The following is a 26,356-nucleotide window of genomic DNA, read 5'->3' on the forward strand; positions in this document are numbered from 1 at the left end:
TCCGATAGACCCACTCGGAGCGATGAGAAACTACCGTTGAATACCAGTCATAGCCAATATGTGCGTTCAACATATACAAACAAGATCTATTATCCATATTAAGACGACACATCTAATCAGTTCTTGGGACTGAACAGCCCTTACATTTACACCAGTATGGCTGTAATTTCTGAAGGCACGGAAGACAAATCACCAGACCTGAGACCCTCGAGATGTACACGAGCAAGTGCCAAGTCTTGATAAACGTGACTGCGGAATTTATGTCTCGTCTTTGACTATCTCAGAGCTTCTTCTATGCATATTGACGTTCACCTCGATGACGTTCGCCACTTTTGTTACCAAATCAATGATTCTCTGGCACTCAGAATCCTCCCCGAACATACTTTTCGGACCGGAGACACTCAGAGATCCCAGAACAGTTCCATCCCGGGATCTAATTGGAGCACCAATAGCTTGGAAACCCTCGATCTCTTCTTCATTGTTATGAGAGAACCCTTGTTCACGAATGTCAGCCAATTCTTCGAATAGACGGTCTTTGCAGGTAATCGTCTGCTCGGTACGAGCGGGCAAGCCATAGCGGTCAATAATCATTTCCACTCGCTCTCGGGGAAGATATGCAAGAATTGCTTTCCCTGAAGCGGTAATATGAAGATAGTCTCGTTGCTGGAATTTGGCCATTTGGTAGCCGTCGCCAACTGCCTGTTCTCCTTTCGATTTATACAAATTGTGTCCACGGCCGCTCTCCTCAACAACCAAGTGAGCGTACTGTCCTGTTTCTGCGGCTAAGTTATCGACCTCGCTTTTCCCTATCGTATAGAGAAGGCTTTGATTCCGAACGTATTCTCCAAAGATCAGCATATCATACGATAACCGATAGCGGTCATCATCTTTCCTAACGAGACCACCCTTTTCAAGAGATTTGAGGTAGGTATACGTCGTACTCTTTGACTCACCAAGATGATTAGCGAGCTCTGTAACACCTGCACCATTCAAGTGCATAAGGGCGCGTATGATATCGATTGCGTTGAGCACAGTCGTTAGTGTACGTGGATCAGATTTTGTGTCGTCAGTTGGCATAGCACAGTATCAAAGGTAAACCCTCTTCAATATTTTGTCAGTGTTCAATATATACGAACGCCCCATCTGATTGTAACACTCTCGATGGTCCAATCTGAACTGTCCAGCCAGTGCAATCAATTATATAGCCGTGTACAGAAAAGCAGACCATGACCATCGATACAGTAATTAGTGGAGGCACGCTTGTTACCAGCCAGAATACGCTTTCTAGCGATTTGGCGATAGATGATGGAGCTATCGTAGGAATCGGCGACAAAGACTGTATGCCGGAACCCGAGGAAACTATCGATGCTTCGGGGCTTCTTGTGATGCCTGGTGTAATCGACCCGCATGTGCATATCGATGATCATGTTTCTCTCGACACGTACGAGACGGCCACCAGTGCTGCTGCGCTAGGCGGTGTCACGACGGTCATTGACTTCGCTTGGCAGTCGTATGTCAGTGAAGATAGTCCCTGGAAAAAAGAAAAGACATTGCGGGAAGGGGTCACGCGCAAACGCAAGAAAGGGGAAAAGGCGCTGATCGATTTTGCGTTACACGGCGGAATTCTCCGTGAGGATCCAGCGATATTTGACGAGTTGGCAGACCTCGTCGATTTAGGAATAACGTCGTTCAAAATGTACACTACCTATGACTTCGGTCTTTCGAATGGATTTATCCGCGAAATTCTTGAAGAACTCCGAGAAGTCGATGCAGTTGGTGTCGCTCACACAGAGGACGATAGCGTATGTGAGTCGTTGACTGCCAAATTTCAGTCTGCAAACCGAGACGAACCGACGTGGCTTCCCGCCGCTCGACCAGATTATGCGGAAGCCATGGCAGCAGACGATATCGCCAGGCTCGCACGGGAAACCGGAACCAAATACTATGGAATCCATACTACATCCCGAAAAGCAGCAGAAGCGCTTGCACGATATCAACGTGATGGGAGCCTTATTCGAGGCGAAACGTGCACACACTATACGACCCTGACAGAGGACATGTATCAGAAATTAGGGAATCTTCCGAAGATTGCGCCACCGCTTCGTACGAGCGACGACAACGATGCAATGTTTGAGTACCTCCGTAACGGAATACTGAGTGTTGTCTCAACTGATCACGTAGCCCAGACTCGCGAACGAAAAGAAGTGAGCGAGTGGTGGGAGGATCCATTTGGCGCAAACAGTCTCCAAACGAGTCTACCGGTTTTTCACGACGAAGCAGTGAACAAACGCGGGTTCTCGTACCCGTTCCTTGTTCGTCTGATGTGTACGAATCCAGCTCAGACGTTCGGCCTTCGAAAAAAAGGAACGCTTGAACCAGGAACCGACGCGGATATCGTGTTATTCGATCCTGATGAAAAGTATACGATCTCAGCTCAAGATAACGCTTCAGTTGCTGACTACACGATCTACGAGGACCGAGAAGTAAGCGGAAAGGTAAAGCGCACATATCTCAGGGGCAAACTCATTGCGAGTGAAGATGAGATTATCGGCAACCCAGGTTACGGAGAGTTCGTTCGCCGCGAACAACCTACATGGGACAACGATCATACAACCGCGACCAGTAGCTGAACTCGGGCTGCGAACAGCCCCTCTCTGTGATACAGCGTTCAGGGCGTTCTCTGCTGATAAGATACGTATTGAATGAAGATCTCACAAGTGGGGTCCGAAAGAGATAATTATGAGGGTGTGAGAATGATATACGGACACACAGTCAAAGCCCATGAGTTCACTAGAATTTGAAATCGAAGAGCGGACGTTTACAGCGGAATTACACGAGGATAAAGCCCCTGAATCAGTTGCTGCGATGCGTGAGTTCCTTCCTCTGGAATCAGAGCTGATGCATGTCCGTTGGAGCGGGCATGCGACATGGATCAATATCGACGAGATCGAGCTTCCGGAGCTTCCACGGGAGAATCATACAGTGTATCCTTCCTACGGGGACATTTTGCTGTACCCAGGATACAGGAACGAACAGGAAATCTTGGTTCCATGCGGGTCAACCTGCTTCAAGAGTCCAGCAGGTGAACTCGCCGGCAACCACGTTGCGACGCTGGATGCAGATCGAGAAGAACTCCGGGAAATGGAGCAAGAGACACTCCGAACCGGAATGAAAGAGGTAGTTATTCGTCTAGAGGAGTAGACAGCGGAGAACTCTTTACCAGCGCACGCAGATAGTTTGGCTGGCTGAGTGTCATTGATTCGCCAGATCATAGAGTGCTCCCGTAAGTAACCGTGTTGAAGTGGCACAGTCACTCCAGTCGGTCCACTCCGCTGCGCTGTGTGAATATCCGCCTTCCGAGGGGGCAAAAATGAGTCCAGCGTCAGTTGCTTTTGCGACATGCATCGTATCGTGCCCTGCACCGGAATGTAATTCTATAGTACTGATTTTTGCTTGTGTGGCTGCGCTGTGAAGCGCTTCAATACAGCGTTCGCTCATCGAGATAGGTTCAATATCGTACGGGCGGCTGAATGTCGTTTCAACGCTGCGCTCGTCCTCTAGTCGATCTAAACATTGCTGAATGCCCGAGATAATCCGCTCCATGGACTGGTATTCGATATCCCGAATATCAACCCCGAGATGGACGGACCCAGGAATAACATTGATCGAGCCTGGTTCAACATCAAACTGACCTACAGTCCCAACAGCGGTCTTACTGTGCGTCTTGACGACTTCGTTCGTTACTGACTCGATCTCGAGCGCCAGTTCGCTTGCTGCAGTCAACGCATCGGTGCGGGACTCCATTGAAGTAGTTCCCGCATGATTTGCCTCACCAAGGATATCAATATGGCAACGGATTGTTCCGGTTATATGTGTCACTATGCCAGCAGAAACAGGGGTTTCCTCTAGCCGAGTTCCCTGTTCAACGTGTAGTTCGAGCCATGAATTCCATGCGGTTGCGTCCAAGCGCTCTTCGCCTTTGAAGCCAATTTCCTCCAGCGCTTCACCTAACGTTACACCGGCCTTGTCAGTAGTTGCAAGTGCATCTGCTACGCTGGAGTCACCAATCGCCACTGAAGATCCAAGTACGCCATCAGAAAACCGTCCCCCTTCTTCTTCGGTGAACGCTATGACCTCGAGAGGAAGACCAGGAGAAAGTCCAGCGTCTTGCATGGCACGAACCGCTTCAAGGCCAGCGTATACACCAAGTACACCATCAAACATCCCTCCGTCAATGACCGAATCGAGATGGCTGCCAGTTGCAACTGAGCGAGCGGCTGGGTCGACATTGTCAGGTACCCATCGACCGGCGATGTTGCCAACGGCATCGATACAAACCTTCAGTCCACGTTCCTCGAGCTTCTCTACAAAATATTCTCGTACTTGTTTGTTGGCTTCCGTGCCAGTCAGTACTGTCCGACAATTACCTTCCTCGACAGGAACGGATCCGAATTCAGCAGTTTGTGTGATATCAGACCGAAGTCTATCCTCGTCAACGTATTGGTAGAGATCATGGTCCATTGTTGACTATGGTATGGTAAAACACGACTTCTTTTGAAGTTATCGGATGAGCGGATCCTCAAGACTCTCAGAAACCCATCTACCTGCTGCACAAAAACTAGTACGAGCGAACTAAACCGACACTGGAGACTGCCGTGACGGATAGTGTTTGAGATTTGCTGGTGGAATGTAGAAATATTGCGCGTAGCTTCCAACGGATACTGTCCAAAGAAAGTTTTAAGTGGAGAGTAGTCTATATTTGAGATGCGATGACGAGACTCACGGTCGAAGATCTCAACCAAGCCGACAAAGGACGGTTTGTTGATATTCTTGGTGGCGTATACGAGGAATCACCATGGGTAGCTGAGCGAGCCTGGTCGGAGCGACCGTTTTCTTCTACCGAAGACTTACGGCAGACCATGGCGGATGCCGTTCGAAATTCATCACAGAAGAAGCAGCTAGACCTGTTACGAGTCCACCCTGACCTCGGAGAACGTACTGAAATGACTGACGAGTCCGAAGAAGAACAAGCTTCCGCCGGACTTGATCAACTAACTCCCGAACAGTACGAGACGTTCCAACAACTGAATACGATTTACCGAGATAAATTTGGATTTCCGTTTATCATGGCGGTAAGAGAAGAATCAGTTGAGACGATCCAGAACGCAATGGAAAAACGGATTGACCATTCTACATCCGAGGAATTCCAGACCGCTTTGGACGAAGTCAACGTCATCGCGAAACTTCGACTCGAAGAACTGGTAGCAACGAGTGAGGAGCAAGACAGTTGAGAAGAACCAGCCACCCGTATACAATGACGAACACGGAGATATCGAGATCCCACACATGAGCGATAGCAACAAAACCGATACCGACACCCAGAGTACTGACCGACGAACAATGAACTACGGAAAAGAAAAGGTTGCAGTCTACCGGACCTACGCCAATCCACTGGAAGGCGTTCGTACTATTCCGGAATCATCTTTCGACGGACGGGATAACATCCTCTTCGGACTAGAAGTTCGTGTCCAGTTCGAGGGAGAGGAGTTTCTGCCGTCCTTCAGCGAAGCAGACAACAGCAAAGTAGTCGCGACAGACTCGATGAAGAATTTCGTTCTTCATCAGGCTGGGGAGTACGAAGGAGCGACGGCAGAGGGCTTCCTCCATTTCGTCGGGAAAGAATTTTTAGACACGTACTCACACGTTGAGGCAGTCAAAATGTCGGCAACTGAGTATCCGTTTGACGAGCGGCCCGTTCCCGGAGAGGACGGGTTTGAGCCAAGTGACGTCGTTTTCCGGGTCTCCGATGACGAATCGGCATTCGGGGAAATATACCTTGAGCGGAATGACGACCTGATTGAGTTCAAAGAGCAGACGAGCGGCGTTACAGGGATAAAACTCATCAAAGTTAAGGATAACTCGTTCACGGGCTATGTCCAAGATGAGTATACAACACTCCCAGAACGGGAGGATCGCGCACTTTACATCTCTCTCGATATTTTCTGGACCTATGACGAGCCGGAAAACGCGCTGGGGGAAGAACCACAGCAATATGTTCCAGCTGAACAGGTTCGAGATATCGCTCAAGTCGTATTCCATGAGGTTGACGCAAACTCAATTCAAGATCTCATCTACCAGATCGGTCTTCGAGTCTTGGAGCGATATCCAGAACTCGAGACCGTTAGTTTTGAGGCAAATAACCGAACATGGATTGAGGTCCGTGATGACCTAGAAGGTGACGCAAGGGTATTCAGAGAACCACCCCGACCAACTGGCTATCAACAATTCTCGATGGATCGTAGCGACCTGGAGGAACAATGAGTGCAGGTCTGACGACACATGTCCTTGACACGAGCCGTGAAGGCCCTGCGTCCGCTGTCGACGTGACGCTTCAGCGGTTAGATGATTCGGGAAATGCAGAAATAGTTAGTCAGGGTACAACCAATCATGATGGGCGGCTCGATGAGCCACTCTTAACTGAAGATGAAATGGAAGCCGGCACGTACCAACTCCTATTCGAGGTTGGGGCTTACTATCGCCAAGTGGAGTCGGAATCTTCGTTCTTAGAGACGGTCCCTGTTCGGTTCGTCATCGATGACGTTCATGAACATTACCATGTCCCGCTGCTATTGTCGCCAGGGGGTTACACCACTTACCGAGGAAGTTGATCGTTAGGCACTATCCAAGGCTCAAAACCGATACTTGTTAAGTGATGTGATGCTCTGCAATTAACCAGTTAGTAGGGAGGTTACAAGATCGTTGGTATGTTGACACTGGGGATGAGTGTTTATCCGAATGTACGACAAAAATTATGCCATGTGTTGGTAATTCATACTATTCTATCTTAAATCGTCGGGGGTGTCAATATCTCGAACAACGCCTGGGTCTTCGGTTTCGACGAGAACAGCATCGTTACTTTCTCGAATAAGTTGGCGAGCACCAGTGTCTCCACGGATTGATGCTAACGACTCGAGATATGATGCATCGAAAAGAACCGGGTTACCTCGACGTCCCTGATAACCAGCTACGATGATTCCAGCAGCTACCTGCTGATAGGTTGCTATAAGACGGTTGATCATTGAGGGGGTAACAAAGGGCATATCACCGAGAGAAATCAAAACAGCATCAATAGGGACACGACGGACCGCTCTAATTCCTGTTTTAATTGATGTTGCTTGGCCTTGCTCATATGCTTTATTAGTGACGGTCTGAACACCAAGATGACCAATAGTATTTTCCACATGATGGTGCTCATTACCAGTAACCACATATACTGTATCGATTGTCGAATCAGTGAGATTTTGCACAGATTGTGCAATAACCGTCCTTCCGTTGACATCGGCAAGTAGTTTGTTTTCATCACCAAACCGAGAACTAGTACCTGCAGCAAGCACGATACCTGCGATAGTAGTCGACTTGCGAGGCTGTTGGCAATCAGGTGGCGAAACTATAGGAAGCGTAGTTCGGTCGGACATAGCATATGACAGTATCCACTTAGACGTTAGTAGTGATAAGATGTGCGCCGGTCAGGAACTGAGAGGGTAGTATCGGGATTCAAAGTAACATCCTTCTCGCCGTAAACGGCGAGGCTTCCCATGCATAGATGTCTTAGGCATGTGTCTTAGATAAGATTCTTATTTAAGAAGAAATAGTAGGCTGGATGCTCCAAGCAATATCGCTTCCGCTAACCTTGATCACTATAGTGACCTCTCTCAGGACAGGAGTCCAACACCAATATTTCGGATCTCGTTTCAACAGCGGTCAGCAATGATGGTCTTCTCGAGTTTAACGACCGACACTGGATGCGGACAGGTAAGTCCCGTTTCACTGGTACACCCATTCAAAAACGTAATTGGAGAGTTAATCGTGTTCCGGCGGCAGAACCATCTTCACTAGACCCAAAGGAAATCATCAGTAATCGAAAGACCACACTCGACGGTTAGTTAAAAAGGAGGGCCTTGACGTATTGCTGTTCCCCAGTCCTATCGGACCCCGATCTCATGGGTATCTCAACGCGTAGACGGTAGATATTATCTGTCATTCATCCCGCGAATTCCGTTTAGAAGGGAGGTTAAGAAGAATAGCTGTTGCTGGAAGATGCTCACTATGTAGTATACGAGAGTAGCGGTGGGACGACAAGTGCTCCACCGATAGCAAAGCCAACTGTTGTGATTATGTTGGCTTCACCTGTTCTCATCAATTCTCCAATGCCGAGTGCAAATGCAAACACTGCACCAGTCAGCTCAAGAGTCACGAGCGGTGAGTTGATATCTGACTCTGGCGGAAGCACATGGATATGCCGCTCAGTAGATTCAAGTGTCTGGTTCATCTCCGTTAGTTCTCCTCTTATTTCACCTATTTCTTCGGCTAAGCGTTCTTGGTGACCGGCTAGCTGTTCGAGATACGCTACTCTATCTTCGGACAGCACTACCAGAGCATCTGCGTCGTCAAACACCCTCTCAGAGCTGGTAGAATCATCACTCATCGGTTAGCACCCCAGTTGGCGACATGGTCGGAAGCACAATTTGATCAGACGGTAGGATCATAGCTTATCGTTCGAGGAATAGTAACAAAAGTGAGCGCGTGGAGTTTCCAGAATCTCCAAATGTTGTGTTAGGAAAGGAAGCGACGAATAGAGTGCTCTACTCTTCGGTACTGATGATTTCCAGAACGCATGTTACGGATCACTACTCCCGAAGACGATATGTGCGATCTCGGCTTGTTCCGTCAGCGACGATCAGATTGTAGTGTTCCATTTTCGCCAGATAGTTCCGTACCGTTCGGTCGGATTTCGGTTCTTCAACACGTTCTTGATACGTTTCATAGAGCGCACTCGGCTCGATCTCTTTGTGCTCCTCGAGAATATCATAGAGAACCCGTTGGTGATGGATGAGTGTGTCAATACTTTTTTGCCGAACTTCCTTGCGGCCGGCGGGAATCGCCGACTCAACGTGATCAGTAGTTATTTGATTCTCTGTAGCACGATCAGCACGGCGTGCTGCACTCCGAAGGATACTCAAAGCGACCCGAGCATCACCTGCTGCCGCATCTGCAATACGTCGAAGTTGATCGTCTTGAATCGCGTTCTCAATGAGCCCCCAGCGAACGCGAGCGGCCATGATGGACACAAGTTCGTCTTCGTGATATGCATCAAACCTAATGCGCTCGCTACCCGTTAGCCGACTCGTCAATCTCTCATCTACCGCCCGAAGGATCGCATCTTCACGGTTTGCGATCAGGATCATGCTGAACTGCGGGAGCTCATGAAGATGATACAACTGGCGTGTATCCTCCAACTGATCGACTTCATCCAGTACAACGACACAGGGCGGACCATCATACTGACGGAGTCGTTCAAAAAGCTCGTCGCGGGGTGTCGACTGACGGTGGATGTCAAGCGTTTGCCCAAGCCCTTCGAGGATTCGGTGGAGTGCGCGATATCGAGAGTAATGCTGCCAGCAGTTGACGTACTGGAATTCCGCATCTAAGACTTCCTGTCGAAGGTTGTCCCCGATGTACTTCGCAACGCAAGTCTTTCCCACACCGCTCAGTCCGTGCATAATGACTGTCTCGGGGGTTTCACCGTCGGCAATCGGTGCGAGTGTTTCTGAGAGATACGTTGTTTCAGCGTCTCGATGCTCAAGATCACCAGGAACGAACTCTTGGCGAAGAACTCGAGCATCTGTAATCATCGGTGTTACCTCACCAATTTGTCGTCAGGGATATAAAACAGTCGCGGTGGTCTTTCCAGAACTTCCAGAAGTCACCCTCGTGTCTCAGAACTGCTGCCAGTGAGGCGGTTACCCCGCTCTCCTAACGGCTCGAAGAGAACTTGAGGAGTTCCACGAAGAGCATGAAAGGATAGACAAAGAAAGCCGCGAGAACACAGTTCAGTCAAGAATCAAGAAGTAGATCACCGAGCGATGAGTCAGGATATAGTACCACCTCGAATTACTTCTCAATGGAACTATCGTACATCTTCCCGAACACTTGTTCGCCGCGGATCAGTTCATCTACACCTTCCGTAAGTGTGACTTCCCCGAAGACGGTCGCCCGATAGTAAGTGTACAACCCGTCCTGTCCTCGTTCGGTGCGTTGTCGCTTCTCGACGAGACTCACATCGAGAAGTTTGTTGAGGTGGTAGTGAAGCGTACTATCGTCGATCTGCATTGCCTCCTCGAGTTCCTTTGGACTCATCTCTCCACTGTGAACGAGCCGATAGAGAACTTCGTACCGGGTCCGATGACCAACGGCAGCATGCATCTCGAGGTACTCATCCAGAGAAAGGATGCTGTCGTTGGGCAACAACTCCTCCGGATCTTCTGGGAAATCCCCATTAGCAGCGCGAGAATTCGTAGCCATTGTGCTTCGAAGGACGGGCGGAAGGCTCTTAGTCGTTGTCAAGCCAGTACCTCTCGAAAATACCGTTCTTTATATGTTCTCAGAGAAGAGAACCACCATGGAAATCACACGAGACAGAATTATCGATCAGTTGGGGGACGTCAAATATGATCGCTTCCTGTTCTATCTGATGGGGCCGTACAAGTCGTTCAATCTCAGCTATGTGCTGAGTGAAGAGGAGCGCCAAGAGTTCGATATCGACGATCTTCCGGGACCGCTCCGGAGACTCTTTCAGAACAAAGCCGATATCGACGAGGCACAGGCACTCTTGCGGCGAATACAGAGGGAGCTTCGAACGACACCCGGAGTAAACGCGTTCCTGGCTCTCGACGTCGATGTGGATACGAATGATATAGATGCAGTGACCCAGAGCATCGAGTACACCCGATGTAGCAATGCCACCGCGTTCATCGTTCCCTTTCTTGGGCACAATTTCGGAGTCGGTGAGGAAGCTGGAAGCATCCTTGCTACTCTCGCAGAAACCCACGGTGACCGGCTTGTCTTCGTTCACGAAGCCAATGTAACAAGTGCTATGATCCGATCGGCGAAAGTACGGTGGGATCTACGGATCGAAACATACGACACTGAGGCTGAACTCGTCGATACCCTCCGGCGATTCGTGGGTGAGATTATGCAGCGTGAACACCGCGGCGGTCTCAATCATCTGCAGTGAGCGTCATATACTCAGGTACTGCAGGGCGCCGAACTTGGGGAGCGACTAGCACAGGTACTTGAGCGAAAATTATGAGTCGATGGTTGCCTCGAAACGATGAGTGGTTATGTGATATCCGTGGAATATACCCGCCGGTCAAATCACTGGTTTAAATATGGTATTGTATATTATATGCATGTAAATTCTCGAACCGACTCTCGAACTTCTCGAGTCGATACGGCTTGACCACTCGAGACCATAGCGAGTTCGATCCAATCACAATCCACTGCTATCCCGTGGAATTGGTCTCCGCCCAGCCATACTGTTCGGTTCTGTCTCACCTTTTAATAGCGGCCAACCAGTAACTTCGGCCTTGTTGCAACTTGATTGCTTGGAGCATAGAAGCCGCGAGATTTGGGCTTTAGCAACACCAAACAGTCAGCCAGACAACGAGAGGAGACCAAATAATCCGGCGAGAAGTAAGCTGATAGCGGCAATTGCTGGATAGGCAGCGGCGACCCCCCAGTTGGTTGCGACTGCGCCAAGTAGCGAAGGACCAATAGCGCTTCCTGCGGCAGACGATGTCTGAACAACCCCAAACAGACTCCCACTGTACTGTTGTTCTGCTTCCTCAGAGATAAGTGCATTTTTCACAGGGACACAGGCGTACATCACAGCGCCGATAGCGAAAAACCAGAGCGAGAGAACTATCAACAAAATCCAGGACGTAGCTGTACCTGCGACCGTTGGGACGAGCAGCGTTGCCGCTACGAGTATCGCTGTTCCAACTCCAGCGACGGCCCCTAGCGTTCCTCGATCAAACCGATCTGCGAGATCACCTGCCCACAATGACGAAATACTCCCACCAAGCAACAATGCGAAGAAGCCCAAGTTCCCCACGGACGTGCCTGCACCTGCTCCGTCTGCGATATATGCCGTAGTAAACGTCTGAATCGCGCGGCTCTGAATTGATACGAGAATCGTGACACACAACAGGATAAGGACTCCACTGGTGAGGGGAACATTTATAGTACGTCTAATGAACTGAAACCCTTCTTGGATAGTCTGTGGCCGTCCACCATCACCGAGAGCGGGTTCAGATCGGTTACCAGTACGTTCCTCTTCGTCATCGAAGACAACAATAAATACAATGGTCACGATTACGCCGAGAACAGCGGCCGCGGCTAAGGCAATACGCCAACCGGCTATCACAGCTATTCCCCCGACGACTACTGGTGATGCCATTGTGCCGACCATACCGCCGAATCCGAACACTCCCATTGCCTTTCCTTCCGTCTCATCAGACTCAACGTCACTAATCAGGGACATCCCTGCAGGGTGGAAAGTACTCCCGCTGACCCCAGAAATGACTTGTGCAAGGATCAGCATCTCATAACTGATCGCCACACTTGCAAGTATGATCGCTCCTGACATTCCTGCAAACCCCGCTACCAGAAGTCGCTTTTTGCCGATTCGATCGGCGAGGAGTCCTGCGGGCAGTTGGAAGATTGAATACATAAGAAAGAATACAGTCAGCAAAAACCCTGCTTGGGCGTAAGAGATACCAAGATCACTAACCAGCAGTGGGATAATCGGTGGGATGATCACTGAGAAAAATTCATTTACACCATGCCCGAGACTGACCGAACTGACTGTCCGTGGCTGCTTGACAGCAGTTACGTTCCGAAGCGTTTTGCGCACAATGGAGTAACTCAATATCCCAGAGTAGCTAAAAATATTCGATAGCATCAATACTGCCTACTCACGGAAAGATCGAGGATCCAACTGCCAAATACATCGCACCAATACTGTCAAAACATTAAAGGCTGCTTGCCTGCTGTGGTTGGTATGGATGTGTTTGGCACTCTTTCCCGCCAAAGAAGCAGAAGAACAGCCAATATCAATCGATATCCTTCCGAACGGGGCGGAACGCTATGACAGTCTCTACAGTGGATGCTCTTGTCTTCGATGTGTTTGGTACAGTTGTTGACTGGCGAAGCAGCGTTATACGTGAGGGAAAGCAAATTACTGAATCCACGGACCAGACGGTTGACTGGGCGGCGTTTGCCGATGCTTGGCGCAAGGAGTACCGCCCCTCGCTGGAGCGAGTTCGACAGGGAGAGATTCCGTGGCAAAATCTCGATGAACTCCACCGAGAGTCACTTGAGGAATTGCTTGACCGCTTCGACGTAGAAGGCCTGTCCGAGTCCGAGATCGTCCATCTCAATCGTGCCTGGCATCGCCTTGACCCCTGGCCAGACGCAATACCCGGCCTTCACCGACTCAAACCACACTATGTGATCGCACCACTCTCAAATGGTCATGTACGACTCCTCACGAATATGGCCAAACGAGCTGGGATTCCGTGGGACCTGATCCTTTCCGCTGAACTCTCAGGACATTACAAGCCGGATGAAGAAACGTACCTTACCGCGGTAGATCTGTTGGACCTCGAGGTCGATAATGTCATGATGGTCGCGGCACATGAACGCGATCTTGATGCAAGCCGTGAGCTGGGGCTACAGACTGCGTATGTTCATCGACCACTTGAGTGGGGACCAGAGAAGGCTGACAGCACAGAGAAACCAGAGAAGAATGCGTATGACATTGTGGCCGATGATTTCATTGAGCTTGCAGAGTGCCTCGATGCCCCGCCAATTATCCGATGAAATCGTTTAGCTGAATCAGCAAAATGGTTCCATCTCCTTTGAACCCGAATACGGTCACACCGAGCACCGAGTACCAAGGTAGGAGAGCACCGAGAACTGCTCCAATAGCCGCTAGAAAAACTCCCTTCTTTTGAAGATCGATGTCAAACTCTTCATCTACCTTCTTAACCTGTTCGACTTGTCACTCGTTAATTCCGAATACCGCGGTCATCGCTGCTTCAAGCGCGTTAACAGCCTCGTCGATTTCCGAACGGGTGACACACAGCGGCGGCGCCACGATAACTTGGGTGTCAGGCCGGCCGCTGCCAAAGAGCGTACCCCGTTCTTGAGCTTCTGAGCGAACGTCGGCCACGGGGTTGTTTGCGTTGCCATCTACCCACGGGTGGACGAATGGTTCGTTCGTTTTTGGGTCGGCGAAGACGACGCTCCATAAGAGCCCGCGCCCGCGTACGGTATCAATAACGTCAAACCGTTCCTCGAGATCACGCAGCCGAGATTCCAGATATGGGGCGACTTGACTCCCCTGTTCGATGAGGCCGTCCCGGTAGACTTCAATGGCAGCCTCGGCTGCGGCACAAGAAATGGGGTGTCCGGCGAATGTCTGTCCGAGATCGTACGATCCCGAACGGATCTCCTCTCCAATCCAGGCGTCCGCGATCACACCGGCGAGTGGAGCGTACGCGCTGGTCACGCCCTTAGCAAACGTGATCAGGTCGGGTTGGACATCCTCGGTCTGGATGCCAAACCATTCGCCGCATCGGCCGAAGCCGGTGATCACCTCATCGGAAACCAGCAGTACATCATACTTGTCGCAGATCTCTCGAAGACGCTCGAAGTACCCCGGTGGCGCAGGATATGCACCACTGGTTCCCCCGATCGGTTCGGTGACGATGGCTGCGACCGAGTCGGGATCCTCGTTCCGGAGGACGAATTCCACGTGGTTCGCTGCCTGTTCCGCGAGCTCTTCGGGTGTCTCGGCATCGAAGGCGTCTGGAAGCGGTGGGAGGAACTTTCCGACTCCGGTCGTCGCTGCGCGCCGCTCAAGCGTTTTTCGCGTTCCTGGATCGCCGGTCAGTCCGCCCGCACCGTACGTGCCCCCGTGGTATGACTGCCAGCGGGTGAGTACTGTCGGCGCGTCCTGCACCGTTCGTGCGATCTGGATTGCCGTCTCGTTGGCTTCGCTACCAGAGATAGCGAAGTATACGTCAGAGAGTGATCCAGGAGCGATCTCCGCGAGATCGGTTGCAAGCCGAGATCGAGTATCATTGTGTTTGGCCGAAGAGACGTATGGGATGCGCTCTGCCTGTTTCGTGATGGCCGCCGTGATCTGCTCATTGCTGTGGCCGGCGTTGCAGCAGTACAATTGCGATAGAAAATCGAGGTACGCAGTGCCTTCGTCGTCGTAAACCGTCGCGTCGTCGCCCTCGACGATTGTGATCGGTTCGTCGTCGGTGTCGTACCAGTGCTTGATAACGCTCTCATCTTTCAGTCGCTCATTCGCCATGCTTTTTCATTATGTACTCGGGTTCTTAGCTTCTCGGTTTAAATACACTAAAAGTAAATGGGCACTGTCTAGTTCAGTACCTCTTCGGCTGGCGTCTCTCTATCGAGTGGTTGATGCGGTCTCTGGCGGTTGTAGTAATGAACAGAAAACTATAGTAACGACTGAAACTGTTTGCACACCGATCACACAGTCGTCGTGCGATCGGATGCGCACTGACTTTCAGTGGCTACTATATTCAATCCATTCGCGTACGCTTGCCTGATTGCCCACCCACGAATTGTGGAAACGGCTTCACTCGACCCAGTTTAACCCCGAATCAATGTCGTCAAACTCATCACTCAACCAACTCAGTGCTGCAACGGTCACGCTGCCCTCGAGTGCTGTCGTCTGCATCACCCAGTAGTGGCTACGGTTTTGATAGAAACCACGACTCTACAATAGCAGTAGGCTACGCTCCCGAATTGAGAGCTACGCGAGAACGACTTCCCGTCATAGCACTAATTTATGGCCGGAAGCACTTAAAGAAAAGCTGTTGAAAGGCTGATCCTGCTTGTTCGAATCGCCGGAGAGGCGTCGCTCATGTAGGATCAGCTGACCGAGTCCAGGTCCACAAAAGTCCTATATCTTAACCAACAAAGACCCCACTTCTACCTCCGAACGTTGGTTAACAGAAGCCCGAGAATAATCACGAAGTCTGGGCATGGCCTATCGCTGGCAGTTAAGTGCCCCAATTGGTTCAAAGAACGGCTTCCAGATACGGACGAAAACGCTGCAAAGCGATCCAGTTGAACCTCGAGCTAGCAGCAAACGACGTCGATCAGTATGTCGGCTTCGGTCGACCCGAGACAAGTGACAACCACGAGCAGTTCTCCGAACTGCTCGGGAGCAGGGTTCACCACGGCCGGCCACTGTTCGGTCTCACGTGCGGTGAGAGCGGCGAGACGCTTGTTCTTGGAGCGCAGTACAACGTCGCTGTCCGGGCCCTGGTGTTCCGGGGTGCCGGTCCACTCCTGTGAGGCGATCGCCGACCCAGCCGGTCCGAGGATCTCGAAATTCAACTGCACACCGATCCGGACAGCGAGGTCACCGGTCAGTGCAGCGGTAGCAAAGGGACGAGCCATGGTCTCACTAGTAGTTGTACACGTACTGTGTTCCGCAATCCACTGTCAATCTGCACCCTCTTCGGTCTCGTGTTCTCCCCAGGAAGCGAGCACACGGTCGTATTCGTGAAACTCTTCGCCGTCGTGTTCGGTGACTACAGCGTACATATTCGCAGTCGGAACGCTCCACCGGTCGTGAGCGGCGTCGAATGCATCGCGGACGAACGACCGCTGCTGATCGAATGAACGCCCCGTACGGATGTCCGCATTGACCATAACCGCGTCATCGCCGGGCTCGAGTCGACCTAACGAAAACGAGGCATCCTCGAGCGTACGGACCGTAACCGCGACGTGACCCGTCCCGGTCTTCATACGTTCGGCGTAAAGTTCGGTAATCTCAGTGGTGAACGATCGTTTCTCCGCCGCATCCAGTGACACCGTCGTTTCGAATTGAAGATGTGGCATAGTATATCCTCTCTCAGCATTCGAAATATATCCTCGGTGTGGTCGATACTGTGGTCCCGTTTGGTAATTGGCAGGTGGTTGAATGGTTTGACCAATACTCGAAGACCTGTTCAGCGAGTGCTACGCCACGAATCTGATCTTGAGAGAACGAGCGGACGGCGATTGCGTCAGGGTGTTCGTCGCCTGCCTCCATCAGACTATTGTTCGCTTCGAGAAACACAAGTGATTCTCGTGGAATTAGCCGTTGAGCGGTCTCATGGCGTGGTCTGGAACTAGGTGTACCGGCTGGCTAACAGTGTTTCAGACCCGCGACGGCTGCACCGTCGCGGGTCGCCAACCATCCAAATCCGTCTGTCAGCAAAAGAGGGCCCAATACTTCGGGAGTCCGAACAGCCGCCAGCTCTCTACCTCAATCGTCGGCTGCGGTCTCGAGTTCGAACTGCTCGTTTTCGGCAACACTATTCAGAACGATACTGGTGTTCGACTGCTTGATATCGGGATCAGTTACGAGCGCCTTGATCTGATCGTTCATATCATCGGTGTCTTTGAACTTGCCGATCGCGATGATGTCATAGTCGCCAGTGACTTCGTAGACAGACATCATCTGGTCGTGGTCCTGCAGCGTTTCCGTAATTTCACCGAGTGCATTGCCTTCGACTTGGAGCTGCATCACAGCCGTCACGTCGTATCCGGCAGCATCGTAGTTGACAATTGGTGTGTATCCTTGGATGACGCCTTCCTCCTCGAGGTCGGAGAGGTGATTTGAGACCGTCGTCACAGACACATCGAGATCCTCAGCCAGACTCCGTAGGCTGGCGCGTCCGTCGCCGAGTAGCTCATTGACCAACTCCGTATCCAGATTTTCGTAGGTCATTGAATAATACAGCGCCTACTTGATATTAGAACTTTACGAATGTCCATTGTCCCCGTCATAAAAATCCGTCTGTGGCCAGAAACAATGGAACTTGGTCATGAGGATTACAAGCAAACGATCTCGGTCTATAGTGGTTGCATAGCAATGATTGTCCTTTGGAACCGTCTCTTCTTTTTTACCCACAGAGTTGGTATAGTGGCACTGTCTAGTTCAGCACCTTCTCAGCTGGCATTTTTCCATCAAGCGATTGATGTGGTCTTTGATGGTTGTAGTAGTGTACGAACCGTTCAATACACTCGCGTGCGCTCGCTCGACTGCCCACCCAAGAGTTATGAAAACGGTTGACTCGCATTTTGAAGGTATGAAACCACTTTTCGACGAGGTTTCGGTCGGTATAGTTCACCCGACCGTTTAATCCTAATCGAGTAAGGGCAGTCCGATAGCCAAATTGATCGACGAGAAAATCGGCCTCGGAGAGATCGTGTTTCTCACGGAGTCCATGCAGAAATGCAGCTGCCGGATCAGTGCCATGCCGACTAAACAACGCGACATCGAGAATCAATTTTGTGTCGGTGTTTATTGCAGCGTACAACCAAGACCAGTCGCCGTTAATATTGACAGCGGTGTCGTCAACAGCGATCCGCGACGCCGACGCCATCGGCGGGTCGTGTTCGCTGTCAGCCAGCCTATATACCAGTTCCATACCGTCCCGTGAGAGCTTGCAACGCCTAATTCCGCGAGGGTCGTTGTTGTCTCTCGAAGTGAACAACCTGTCTGATGAAGGCGGACGGCGAACATCCTGACGCAATCGCCGTCCGCTCGTTCTCCCAAGATTCTTCTAAGTCCGCGTCGTAGCTCTCGCTGAGCAGGTCTGCGAGCCTCCTAACCAATTCACTCAACGACCTGCCTATTTCTCAAACTGGGTCAACTAGCCAGTACCCTCAAATCTGTTATCTACAATCTTCGGCGAACGGGATAAATTCGTAGAATTAGCCACAGTATGAGGGATTCTCCTCATTGATGCCATGAGTTAAAAAAGCCAAGCTCATCTAGCAACCCTGTGATAGAATTACGCTAATACATTTGTAATCCACGTCTCGAAAATCGTCCCGTACACTGAACGACCCGACTCAAAACCAGGCGTTATAGTGTGACGTTCGGTACTGATTTGGCTACTATCGGTCTCAAATCAAGACAGTATCGGCCGCCATTTCGCATGGTGGAAAGCCACTGTATAATCCACTGGACACGAGGAAAGTGGACAAATGTCGCCTCAGCCGTACGCCAGGGTCACCTTGATCTCGCCAGCTTTGTCTCGGAGTCGATCGACAAGTTCGTTCTGGACAGATTTTTCCTTGAACCGGCTAGCGGGGCCGAACAGACCAAGCGCTCCAAGCAGATCATCGCCCGGTGTATAGACTGGAACGGCTGCGCCACAGAGTCCACTCATGTACTCCTCATTGTTGATCCCGTACCCCTGCTCGCGAATCTGATCAAGTTCCTCGTAGAGGTCATCCGGGTCTGTGATCGTATTTGCTGTGTGCCGTTCGAGGTCCGTTTCTTCGATATACCGGTCGATCTCATCGTCGTCCCACTCTGTGAGAATAACTTTCCCCGAAGCCAGCGAATATAGCGGTCGACGCTTCCCGATCATCGTATCCGAAAGACTTCCGTACCGGTGGAGGTAGACGCCTTCGTACCCCTCCTCTACGAGGAACACGGCCCGTTCGTCGGTCTCCTGACCAAGTTCGAACACTTTGCGTTTCGCAGCCGTATATCCGGCCTCACGGTTCCGCGTCTTCTCGCTGATCTCGAGCAGTTTCAGGCCGATGTAATATCCCCCGTCAGTTTCGATGACGTACCCCATGTCGGTAAGCGTCGCGAGGTGACGATAGACTGTACTCTTCGAAAGATTCGTCCGCTCGGTGATTTCGGTGATGGTAAGTCCCTCTTCGGTCTTCAGTGTCTCGAGAATCCTGAACGATTTTTTCGTCGTTGAGACGCCCGCATCGGTTCTATCAACCCGTTCTGTGGTCATACCCTCCCATTCTCGGATATCACAATCAATGTTCCGGATAGCAAAACGGAGCTCTCATTGTGCGGAACAAACGTGATTCGATTCGTCTATCGGTAGGACTGTTTCACTGTACGGAACTCAGCACCGAATAACGGATCAGTTCCCTCGAGTAGCGCTTTGCCGGTCCTGACGGTGAGTCCCGTTGCTGGCGGGAACGTCACTAGCCGAATAGCAGACGACGAAAACCGGTGGCGATTCAGTAATGCTTCGGGTGACGATCCTACTGGTAAGCCTGGAGACCGGTAAGCTCCTCACCGAGGACGAGCGTGTGAATGTCGTGGGTACCCTCGTAGGTGTACACCGTCTCCATGTTCGCCATGTGGCGCATCGGAGAGTAGTCGGTCGTGATCCCGTTTCCGCCGAGCATCTCGCGGGCGACCTTGGACTGTTCTCGTGCCATCCTGACGTTGTTGCGCTTGGACATCGAAACGTGCTGTGGCTGCATCTCGCCGCGCTCTTTGAGCTCCGCGAGCCGGTAGGCAAGCAGCTGCGCAAGGGTGATCTGAGTCGCCATCTCGGCAAGTTTCTGTTGTTGAAGCTGGAACCGACCGATCGGGCCACCGAATTGTTCGCGATCCAGCGCGTACTGGCGGGCCTCCTCGAAGCAATCCCGTGCCGCACCGACAGCACCCCAGGCGATTCCGTAGCGAGCCTGCGTGAGACACGACAGTGGGCCCTTCATGCCCGACACTCCCGGCAAGACGTTCTCCTCAGGCACGCGCACATCATTGAGTCCAATTTCGCCCGTAATCGACGCCCGCAGCGAGAGCTTCTCGGTGATCTTGTTCGTCGAGACGCCGTCCCGATCGGTCTCGACGAGGAACCCCCGAACAGGATCATCCTCGGCAGAGCGATCGCGCGCCCAGACAACGGCGACGTCGGCGATCGGTGAGTTCGTGATCCACGTCTTGGCGCCGTTCAGCACGTAACCGTCATCGTTGCGTTCAGCGTATGTCGTCATTCCGGAAGGGTTCGACCCGTGCTCGGGTTCCGTGAGTCCGAAGCAGCCAATTGCTTCGCCTCGCCCCATCGCCGGGAGCCATTCCTCTTTCTGTTCTTCACTCCCGTACGCATGAATCGGATACATCACGAGTGCGCCCTGGACCGAGGCCATCGACCGAAGTCCCGAGTCGCCCGCTTCAAGTTCCTGCATTAGCAGGCCATAGGCGGTTTCGGAAACGTTGGGAGAGCCGTACCCCTCGAGGTTCGGCGCGTAAAATCCAAGTTCTCCCATCTCGGTAATGAGGTCCTCCGGGAATGTCCCGGCTTCGAAATGGTCGCCAATATCGGGTTTGACGTGTTCCTCGACGAACTCCCGGGCGGTATCCCGGATCATTCGCTCTTCTTGATCGAGGTCTGCTTCGAGCTGCACGAAATCCAGCATACCATCTAGTATGGTAAGGGAACAATAGGCGTTGTGGTCTCCTACCACCGCAGACGACCATACTCAGTGTTCTTCCCTGCGGAAATTCCATCGATTTCCGGCAATTGATCGAGCAATTCCGACGGTCGAAATTCACTATGTGAAACGGCGTGATAGCTCCCAGCTCGGTGCCCAGCTTATCAACACTGAATTAAGAGATTCGAGCACAGACCGATTTCTCGCGGCACAAAAACCGACACGAGTGTTTCGCTGCGACACCAGTGCCAACACCAAACGGAACTATTATATATTATCACTATGGATTACCTTACCATGCCGATCGGAGAACATTACAGCCGCCAGACTCGTCGTTCGTTGCTTGCTGGGGTTGGAATCGGGGCGGCTGCAGCGACTGCCGGCTGTCTCGACGATATTCAAGGGAGTCTTGAGGATGATGAACAGCACGACATCAGAATGCGAACCTCAGGGTCTGAAACGGCGGCTTACGGCGCCAATGAGGGTATTGCAAGTGTTGTTAACGATAACACCGATGCCGTGTACGTTGAGGCCCAGACGAGTTCGGGGACGGAGGCAAATATCGGTGCGCTCGACGACGAGAGCGCCGAGATGGTGTATATCCAGAACTGGTCCGCCAGGGAAGTCGCCGAGGGTGTCGAGCCGTTTGGCGACCTCACCTTCGAGATGGCCCAGGTGTTTCACTTTTATGACCTGCCGTGGTTCTTCTGTACCCCTGATGAGAACCTCGAGACCCTCTCGGACATCGAGGAAGGGACGACAATCTCGCCGACACCGGAGGGTTCAGGAACCGCGCCTGCCCTTGAACACGCGCTAGAACAGGTTGCGGAATACGATCGTGTCAGCTACGACTTCGGGGAGCAGGGTAACGCGATGAATGAGGGCCAGCTCGATGTTGGCGTTGGTACCTACATGAATTTCCAGATTATCCCGGGCTGGATTCAGGAGATGATGGGGACAGTTGATCTGCACGTCCTCGGCGTTGACGACGAGATGCTCGAAGAGTGGGAGGGAGACGATCAGCTCCTCATCGAATCGTTTGACGGTTCCGAACTCGAAGGTGCTGCTTCGGTACCCGACGAAATTCACTGCCCAACGTTTGCCTACAACTTCGTCTGTCGGGACGACCTCGATTACGACGCTGTCTACTCGTTCCTCGAAACGATGTACGATAATCGCGAGGCGCTTCAGGAGTATAGCGCGCTGCTCGACCGGCTTGAGGACGACGAGTTCTGGGTTGAAAACATGTACGACGAGGTCCCGTTCCACGCCGCTGCCGCCGACTTCTACGAGGAGATCGGTGTCTGGTCAGACGAGTTCGAACGAGCGGATGGCGAGTAGCTAACGATGGCTGCCACCAGTCGGTCCGACGAACATGACAACGCCCCTCGGATGCTGAACGGCACCGTCTACGCGTTCGGAGTACTGCTGACGCTGTTGACGATCGGCTACGCGACGGTGCTCGCATTTGGTCTGCCGCGGGTCGGTATCTACCGCCAGTCGGAGATGTACGTAAACGTTTTCCTCGGGCTTGGACTGGCGACGTACTACGTCGACCGGGCACGAACAGCATACCAAGTTGCAGACAAAACAGCGGCCGACGATATCGGATCGCAGGGATTGCGCGGTCGACTCAGGACCGCATACGCGCGGATCAACCCCGCGATTATCATCGGGTTGGCGATCGCGTCCCTCGTCTCAACTGCATACGTTCACATCAATTTCAATCGGTTGTTTGAGGACGCTCACCTCGCTGGCTACACCAGCGTCGACATTCTGGTCGGAACCGTCCTCATCGTTCTGGCCATCGACGCTACACGACGCGCGTTCGGCTGGGTGATCGCAGCTGTCGCCATTGGCTCGGTGCTGTACGCTCACTGGCTGGTAATTGGGCTCATTTTCCTCGCATCGAACGCAGTGCCTGTTGTCGATGTTCCCGGAGTTTTCCGCCACACAGGGATGACCTGGACCGAAATTGCCCGCGACGGCGCGATCAGTATCAACGGTGTCTATGATTCGACGCTAATGGGGATCGGCTCAACCTGGGTCGCGATATTCATTATGTTTGCCGGCATCGCGAAAGCGTTTGGGCTGATGGAGTTCGTCCTCGATATTGGTCGCGAACTCGGCTCAAGCCTTCGTACTGGTGTCGTCCAGGTTGCGGTCATTTCCAGTATGATCATGGGATCGATTACCGGTAGCGCCGCCGCGAACACGGCCACAACAGGTAGTTTCACGATCCCCATGCTACAAGAGCAGGGTATTCGCGACGACTTCGCGGCCTCGATCGAGGCAGTTGCCTCAGCCGGTGGGCAAATGCTTCCTCCGGTGATGGGGGTCGCCGCATTTCTGATGGCAGATCTCCTTGGTGTCAGCTATGTCCAAGTCATCCAAGCTGGCGTGATCCCGGCCGCGTTGTTTTACCTCTCAGTCTGCGTTGCGGTCCACTTTGCTGTCCTCAAATTTGGGTGGACGTCCCGCGAACTGTCGTCGTTCGACTGGCGGCTCCTACTCACCGGACTCCACTTCGCAATCCCACTGTTCGTCTTGCTATACACCTTAATATATCTCCGATATACGCCGCTGTCCGCGGGGCTGTACACGATCCTTACGATCTTCGGTGTGATGATCGTCAAGAACTTCTACGACGCTGGCATCGGAGTCGACACCGCACAGTCCACAGGGAGACAGACACTTGACGGTGTCTCCCGCGGCGGCCTCGAGATGGCGCCGCTGGTAGGTGTGCTCGCTGCAATGGGCCTGATCGTCGAACTACTCGAAGGGACAGGTTTGACCCAGGGAATTGCCACGGCAATCATCGGATTGGGCGGTGGATTGCTCATTGTCGTTCTGGTACTGGCGATGATCACCAGCATCTTGTTCGGTCTGGGGATGCCGACGCCAGCGGCGTACATCCTCGTCGTCGTCCTCGTCGCCCCCGGTGTCATTCAGATGGGGGTTCCCGAGCTGACGACCCACATGTTCGTTTTCTACTTTGCGATGCTGTCGGCAATTACACCACCGGTCGCCATCTCGGTAGCCATCGGCTCGCGTATCGCCGGAACAAGCTTCATGAAGGCGTGTCTGCAAGCGCTCCGGATCGGTGCACCCGGATTCGTCGTTCCGTTCGCCTTCGTCGCGAACAACAGCCTCATTTACTGGTCGACGGAGACGATCGTCGCGTTCCCTCTCGTCCTTCTTGGAACAATCGGGCTCGTCGTGGCTACCGTCGGCTTTGACGGCGCACACGACCTCAGCTACCCGATAAGGGCCAGCTACGTCGCCGCCTCGTTCGCTGCGATGTTCGGTTCGCTCGGCCACGTCGGCATTCAACTCACCGGTGCCGGGCTCGTCGCCGCTGGGCTGGGCTACGCAAACCTGGTCGTCGGCTACAACGCCGAGGCTCGGCGAGGAGCCGAGCCGTCGGCGGCCGAGTGAGCGGCCGAGCAAACCTCTTTTCAACACGGTTCGGAGTGGCAACGTTTTTGTAGTGTTCACAGGACTCATACATATGACGAATCTCGTGACAGCAGTCGCCGATACTGTCGACTCAAATTCGGACGCACCAGCTATCGCGTTTGATGGCCGGGAGGTGAGCTACGAGACGTTCTGGGAGCGTGCCGGACGATTCGCGAAAGCGCTCAACGACCGTGGGATTGGTAAAGGAGACCGTGTCGGGATCTACCTACCGAACCTTCCCCAGTTTGTGACTGCCTTTTATGGTACGCTACGGGCCGGTGCCATCGTCGTCCCGATGAACCCTCAATACAAAGCCCGCGAGATCAGCCACCTACTCGGCGACAGTGAGGCGAAAGCGGTTGTCTCGCTTCCCGAGAAGGTGTCCGAGGTCGTTGACGTCATCGACGACACCGACGTCGAGCATGTTATCTCGGTCGGCGATGGCGCTGGATCGGAGAAGCCTGTCGACTTCGAGGTCTTTCTCGCCGACGAGACACTCGACATCGTTGAGCGCGCCGACGATGATATCGCCGTCCAACCCTACACGTCGGGAACTACTGGAACGCCGAAAGGAGTCCTATTGACACACCATAATATCGCGTGGACGACGCGGGCGAACGCGGACGTTCCACCGGGTGGCTTTCAAGCCGCGGATCGGCTTATCGGCACCCTTCCTCTGTTTCATATCTACGGTATGTCCGTCGTCATGAACGGCGCGATGTATAGCGGTGGCACCTACTACCCGGTTTCCTCCTGGGATGCCCCTACAGTAATGGATCAACTCGAGAATGACGAAATCACCATCATGTTCGGTGTGCCAGCGATGTTCAACGACATGATCAACCAGCCGGACGCCGCCGAGTACGAGTTTGAGGCGCTGCGGTTCGTCAATTCCGGCGGTGCGAGCCTCCCGATCGAGGTGCTCGAACGGTTCGAATCATTGTATGATATCCAACTCAACGAGGGGTACGGGCTGACCGAGACCAGCCCTGTCACTCACGCCAATACGTCCGATGCCCGTCGAAAGGGCAGTATCGGTCGACCGCTGGAGGGTGTACGGGCGAAGGTCGTCGACGAGGAGTTTGAAGAGGTGCCCCGCGTCGAGGAGGGACCCGTCGATGAAGAGGAAGCGGCGCTCCACGAAATCACCGGAGAACTCGTCGTAGCCGGCCCGAACGTGATGAAGGGGTACTACGGCTTGCCGGAGGCCAACGAGGAAGTCTTCACTGAGGCGGAAGGAACCCGCTGGTTCCACACGGGCGATATCTGCTACTGGGACGAGGACGATTTCTTCTTCGTCGTCGACCGCGAGAAGCACATGATCGTCACAGGTGGCTACAACGTCTACCCGCGCGAAGTCGAGGAACTCCTGTTCGAACACGAGGCTGTCGCCGACGCCGCCGTTGTCGGCGTCCCCGACGAGCGGCGGGGTGAGACTGTCAAGGCGCTCGTGGTCCCGACGTCCGACGCTGAAACATCACCCGAGGAAATCAAGCAGTACTGTCTCCGGAGCATGGCGGAGTACAAACACCCACGCGAGGTAGAGTTCGTGGCGGAACTCCCACGAACGACGACCGGTAAGGTCCAGAAGTTCAAAATTCAGGAGTAAGCACGAACCGAACGGAGCTAACCCGTCCTCGACCACTGAGCCCTCACACCGATCGAACAGCGACGCCCTTGTTTACAATTCTAACAAAATAGTGGATTTTTCTTCCGTTGTTTGTTGAAACCGAAGTTGTTTTGTAACCGGGTAACG

The 26,356-nt window shown here is 52.6% G+C and carries 23 protein-coding genes and 2 pseudogenes; 10 read left to right on the forward strand and 15 right to left on the reverse strand.

Going from position 1 to position 26,356, the window contains the following annotated elements; translation table 11 throughout:
• Nucleotides 1-258: 258 nt before the first annotated feature.
• Complete coding sequence (locus C491_RS14820; RefSeq protein ID WP_049892028.1) at nucleotides 259-1,077, reverse strand: IclR family transcriptional regulator; 819 nt, start codon at nucleotides 1,075-1,077, stop codon at nucleotides 259-261.
• A 149-nt stretch (nucleotides 1,078-1,226) separates the two neighbouring features.
• Between C491_RS14820 and C491_RS14825 the strand changes: the two genes are divergently transcribed.
• Together C491_RS14825 and C491_RS14830 are read left to right on the forward strand one after the other, a co-directional pair.
• Nucleotides 1,227-2,630 (forward strand): dihydroorotase, encoded by a 1,404-nt coding sequence (locus tag C491_RS14825; protein ID WP_005557703.1) that lies wholly within the window; start codon nucleotides 1,227-1,229, stop codon nucleotides 2,628-2,630.
• Nucleotides 2,631-2,781: 151 nt separating this feature from the next.
• Nucleotides 2,782-3,201: a DUF3830 family protein gene (locus C491_RS14830; RefSeq protein WP_005557705.1), complete on the forward strand. Its 420-nt coding sequence runs from the start codon at nucleotides 2,782-2,784 to the stop codon at nucleotides 3,199-3,201.
• A 51-nt stretch (nucleotides 3,202-3,252) separates the two neighbouring features.
• On the opposite strand, the gene C491_RS21875 is transcribed toward C491_RS14830, so the two are convergent.
• Nucleotides 3,253-4,521 (reverse strand): M20 family metallo-hydrolase, encoded by a 1,269-nt coding sequence (locus C491_RS21875; protein WP_005557707.1) that lies wholly within the window; start codon nucleotides 4,519-4,521, stop codon nucleotides 3,253-3,255.
• Nucleotides 4,522-4,769: 248 nt separating this feature from the next.
• Here C491_RS21875 and uraD point away from each other — a divergent pair, with 248 nt between their 5' ends.
• From uraD to uraH, 3 genes are read left to right on the forward strand one after another with little or no spacing between them, the layout of a single operon-like run.
• Nucleotides 4,770-5,291: a 2-oxo-4-hydroxy-4-carboxy-5-ureidoimidazoline decarboxylase gene (gene uraD / locus C491_RS14835; RefSeq protein WP_049892033.1), complete on the forward strand. Its 522-nt coding sequence runs from the start codon at nucleotides 4,770-4,772 to the stop codon at nucleotides 5,289-5,291.
• 55 nt (nucleotides 5,292-5,346) lie between these two features.
• A complete protein-coding gene (gene pucL, locus C491_RS14840) occupies nucleotides 5,347-6,321 on the forward strand; it encodes a factor-independent urate hydroxylase (protein ID WP_005557711.1) in 975 nt (324 codons plus the stop codon).
• Nucleotides 6,318-6,668, forward strand: a complete 351-nt coding sequence (gene uraH, locus C491_RS21880) for a hydroxyisourate hydrolase (RefSeq protein ID WP_005557712.1) — start codon at nucleotides 6,318-6,320, stop codon at nucleotides 6,666-6,668. The genes pucL and uraH overlap by 4 nt, the downstream gene beginning before the upstream one ends.
• Before the next feature lie 171 nt (nucleotides 6,669-6,839).
• Here uraH and C491_RS21885 read toward each other — a convergent pair whose 3' ends face one another.
• The 4 genes from C491_RS21885 to C491_RS14855 form a co-directional block, all read right to left on the reverse strand.
• Nucleotides 6,840-7,394, reverse strand: coding sequence for a nucleotidyltransferase family protein (locus C491_RS21885; RefSeq protein WP_241431334.1), 555 nt, complete (start codon nucleotides 7,392-7,394; stop codon nucleotides 6,840-6,842).
• A 710-nt stretch (nucleotides 7,395-8,104) separates the two neighbouring features.
• On the reverse strand, nucleotides 8,105-8,485 hold the full coding sequence (locus tag C491_RS22575) for a hypothetical protein (protein ID WP_152421341.1): 381 nt from the start codon (nucleotides 8,483-8,485) through the stop codon (nucleotides 8,105-8,107).
• A gap of 202 nt (nucleotides 8,486-8,687) precedes the next feature.
• Nucleotides 8,688-9,692: a Cdc6/Cdc18 family protein gene (locus tag C491_RS21890; RefSeq protein ID WP_005557716.1), complete on the reverse strand. Its 1,005-nt coding sequence runs from the start codon at nucleotides 9,690-9,692 to the stop codon at nucleotides 8,688-8,690.
• 259 nt (nucleotides 9,693-9,951) lie between these two features.
• The gene (locus C491_RS14855; protein ID WP_005557717.1) at nucleotides 9,952-10,362 is read right to left on the reverse strand and encodes a winged helix-turn-helix domain-containing protein; all 411 of its coding nucleotides are present in this window, start codon (nucleotides 10,360-10,362) and stop codon (nucleotides 9,952-9,954) included.
• 97 nt (nucleotides 10,363-10,459) lie between these two features.
• Here C491_RS14855 and C491_RS14860 point away from each other — a divergent pair, with 97 nt between their 5' ends.
• Complete coding sequence (locus tag C491_RS14860) at nucleotides 10,460-11,074, forward strand: DUF7509 family protein (RefSeq protein ID WP_083909352.1); 615 nt, start codon at nucleotides 10,460-10,462, stop codon at nucleotides 11,072-11,074.
• Nucleotides 11,075-11,491: 417 nt separating this feature from the next.
• Here C491_RS14860 and C491_RS14865 read toward each other — a convergent pair whose 3' ends face one another.
• The gene (locus C491_RS14865) at nucleotides 11,492-12,754 is read right to left on the reverse strand and encodes an MFS transporter (protein ID WP_241431335.1); all 1,263 of its coding nucleotides are present in this window, start codon (nucleotides 12,752-12,754) and stop codon (nucleotides 11,492-11,494) included.
• A 233-nt stretch (nucleotides 12,755-12,987) separates the two neighbouring features.
• Here C491_RS14865 and C491_RS14870 point away from each other — a divergent pair, with 233 nt between their 5' ends.
• Nucleotides 12,988-13,722, forward strand: a complete 735-nt coding sequence (locus C491_RS14870; RefSeq protein ID WP_049892048.1) for a haloacid dehalogenase type II — start codon at nucleotides 12,988-12,990, stop codon at nucleotides 13,720-13,722.
• Between the two features lie 181 nt (nucleotides 13,723-13,903).
• On the opposite strand, the gene C491_RS14875 is transcribed toward C491_RS14870, so the two are convergent.
• The 8 genes and pseudogenes from C491_RS14875 to C491_RS14900 all read right to left on the reverse strand — a co-directional run bounded on the left by C491_RS14875 (nucleotide 13,904) and on the right by C491_RS14900 (nucleotide 21,126).
• The gene (locus C491_RS14875; RefSeq protein WP_005557723.1) at nucleotides 13,904-15,226 is read right to left on the reverse strand and encodes an aminotransferase family protein; all 1,323 of its coding nucleotides are present in this window, start codon (nucleotides 15,224-15,226) and stop codon (nucleotides 13,904-13,906) included.
• A gap of 68 nt (nucleotides 15,227-15,294) precedes the next feature.
• Nucleotides 15,295-15,373 (reverse strand): annotated as a pseudogene (locus tag C491_RS24265) (IS6 family transposase); the annotation flags it as partial.
• 650 nt (nucleotides 15,374-16,023) lie between these two features.
• Entirely contained in the window at nucleotides 16,024-16,284 is a 261-nt protein-coding gene (locus C491_RS14880) for a hypothetical protein (protein WP_152421342.1), read from the reverse strand.
• Between the two features lie 108 nt (nucleotides 16,285-16,392).
• Complete coding sequence (locus C491_RS14885; RefSeq protein WP_241431336.1) at nucleotides 16,393-16,764, reverse strand: tautomerase; 372 nt, start codon at nucleotides 16,762-16,764, stop codon at nucleotides 16,393-16,395.
• Between the two features lie 436 nt (nucleotides 16,765-17,200).
• Nucleotides 17,201-17,665, reverse strand: a complete 465-nt coding sequence (lrp, locus tag C491_RS14890; RefSeq protein WP_005557728.1) for an HTH-type transcriptional regulator Lrp — start codon at nucleotides 17,663-17,665, stop codon at nucleotides 17,201-17,203.
• 205 nt (nucleotides 17,666-17,870) lie between these two features.
• A pseudogene (locus C491_RS21900) lies at nucleotides 17,871-18,555 on the reverse strand (IS6 family transposase).
• A gap of 383 nt (nucleotides 18,556-18,938) precedes the next feature.
• Nucleotides 18,939-19,703, reverse strand: coding sequence for an IclR family transcriptional regulator (locus C491_RS14895; RefSeq protein WP_005557730.1), 765 nt, complete (start codon nucleotides 19,701-19,703; stop codon nucleotides 18,939-18,941).
• Nucleotides 19,704-19,962: 259 nt separating this feature from the next.
• On the reverse strand, nucleotides 19,963-21,126 hold the full coding sequence (locus C491_RS14900; protein WP_005557731.1) for an acyl-CoA dehydrogenase family protein: 1,164 nt from the start codon (nucleotides 21,124-21,126) through the stop codon (nucleotides 19,963-19,965).
• 312 nt (nucleotides 21,127-21,438) lie between these two features.
• On the opposite strand from C491_RS14900, the gene C491_RS14905 reads away from it, so the two are divergent.
• The 3 genes from C491_RS14905 (at nucleotide 21,439) to C491_RS14915 (ending at nucleotide 26,209) form a co-directional block, all read left to right on the forward strand.
• The gene (locus C491_RS14905) at nucleotides 21,439-22,482 is read left to right on the forward strand and encodes a TAXI family TRAP transporter solute-binding subunit (protein ID WP_049892092.1); all 1,044 of its coding nucleotides are present in this window, start codon (nucleotides 21,439-21,441) and stop codon (nucleotides 22,480-22,482) included.
• Nucleotides 22,483-22,488: 6 nt separating this feature from the next.
• A complete protein-coding gene (locus C491_RS14910; protein ID WP_049892050.1) occupies nucleotides 22,489-24,579 on the forward strand; it encodes a TRAP transporter permease in 2,091 nt (696 codons plus the stop codon).
• A 73-nt stretch (nucleotides 24,580-24,652) separates the two neighbouring features.
• On the forward strand, nucleotides 24,653-26,209 hold the full coding sequence (locus tag C491_RS14915) for an AMP-binding protein (protein ID WP_049892052.1): 1,557 nt from the start codon (nucleotides 24,653-24,655) through the stop codon (nucleotides 26,207-26,209).
• Nucleotides 26,210-26,356: the final 147 nt, after the last annotated feature.

The organism is Natronococcus amylolyticus DSM 10524, from assembly GCF_000337675.1.
In the GTDB taxonomy this organism is placed as follows: Archaea; Halobacteriota; Halobacteria; order Halobacteriales; family Natrialbaceae; genus Natronococcus; species Natronococcus amylolyticus.

Coding starts and splice junctions, on each gene's coding strand:
- C491_RS14820 (WP_049892028.1), bottom strand. CDS start 1,077: ATGCCAACTGACGACACAAAATCTGATCCACGTACACTAACGACTGTG.
- C491_RS14825 (WP_005557703.1), top strand. CDS start 1,227: ATGACCATCGATACAGTAATTAGTGGAGGCACGCTTGTTACCAGCCAG.
- C491_RS14830 (WP_005557705.1), top strand. CDS start 2,782: ATGAGTTCACTAGAATTTGAAATCGAAGAGCGGACGTTTACAGCGGAA.
- C491_RS21875 (WP_005557707.1), bottom strand. CDS start 4,521: ATGGACCATGATCTCTACCAATACGTTGACGAGGATAGACTTCGGTCT.
- uraD (WP_049892033.1), top strand. CDS start 4,770: ATGACGAGACTCACGGTCGAAGATCTCAACCAAGCCGACAAAGGACGG.
- pucL (WP_005557711.1), top strand. CDS start 5,347: ATGAGCGATAGCAACAAAACCGATACCGACACCCAGAGTACTGACCGA.
- uraH (WP_005557712.1), top strand. CDS start 6,318: ATGAGTGCAGGTCTGACGACACATGTCCTTGACACGAGCCGTGAAGGC.
- C491_RS22575 (WP_152421341.1), bottom strand. CDS start 8,485: ATGAGTGATGATTCTACCAGCTCTGAGAGGGTGTTTGACGACGCAGAT.
- C491_RS21890 (WP_005557716.1), bottom strand. CDS start 9,692: ATGATTACAGATGCTCGAGTTCTTCGCCAAGAGTTCGTTCCTGGTGAT.
- C491_RS14855 (WP_005557717.1), bottom strand. CDS start 10,362: ATGGCTACGAATTCTCGCGCTGCTAATGGGGATTTCCCAGAAGATCCG.
- C491_RS14860 (WP_083909352.1), top strand. CDS start 10,460: ATGGAAATCACACGAGACAGAATTATCGATCAGTTGGGGGACGTCAAA.
- C491_RS14870 (WP_049892048.1), top strand. CDS start 12,988: ATGACAGTCTCTACAGTGGATGCTCTTGTCTTCGATGTGTTTGGTACA.
- C491_RS14875 (WP_005557723.1), bottom strand. CDS start 15,226: ATGGCGAATGAGCGACTGAAAGATGAGAGCGTTATCAAGCACTGGTAC.
- lrp (WP_005557728.1), bottom strand. CDS start 17,665: ATGACCTACGAAAATCTGGATACGGAGTTGGTCAATGAGCTACTCGGC.
- C491_RS14895 (WP_005557730.1), bottom strand. CDS start 19,703: ATGACCACAGAACGGGTTGATAGAACCGATGCGGGCGTCTCAACGACG.
- C491_RS14900 (WP_005557731.1), bottom strand. CDS start 21,126: ATGCTGGATTTCGTGCAGCTCGAAGCAGACCTCGATCAAGAAGAGCGA.
- C491_RS14905 (WP_049892092.1), top strand. CDS start 21,439: ATGCCGATCGGAGAACATTACAGCCGCCAGACTCGTCGTTCGTTGCTT.
- C491_RS14910 (WP_049892050.1), top strand. CDS start 22,489: ATGGCTGCCACCAGTCGGTCCGACGAACATGACAACGCCCCTCGGATG.
- C491_RS14915 (WP_049892052.1), top strand. CDS start 24,653: ATGACGAATCTCGTGACAGCAGTCGCCGATACTGTCGACTCAAATTCG.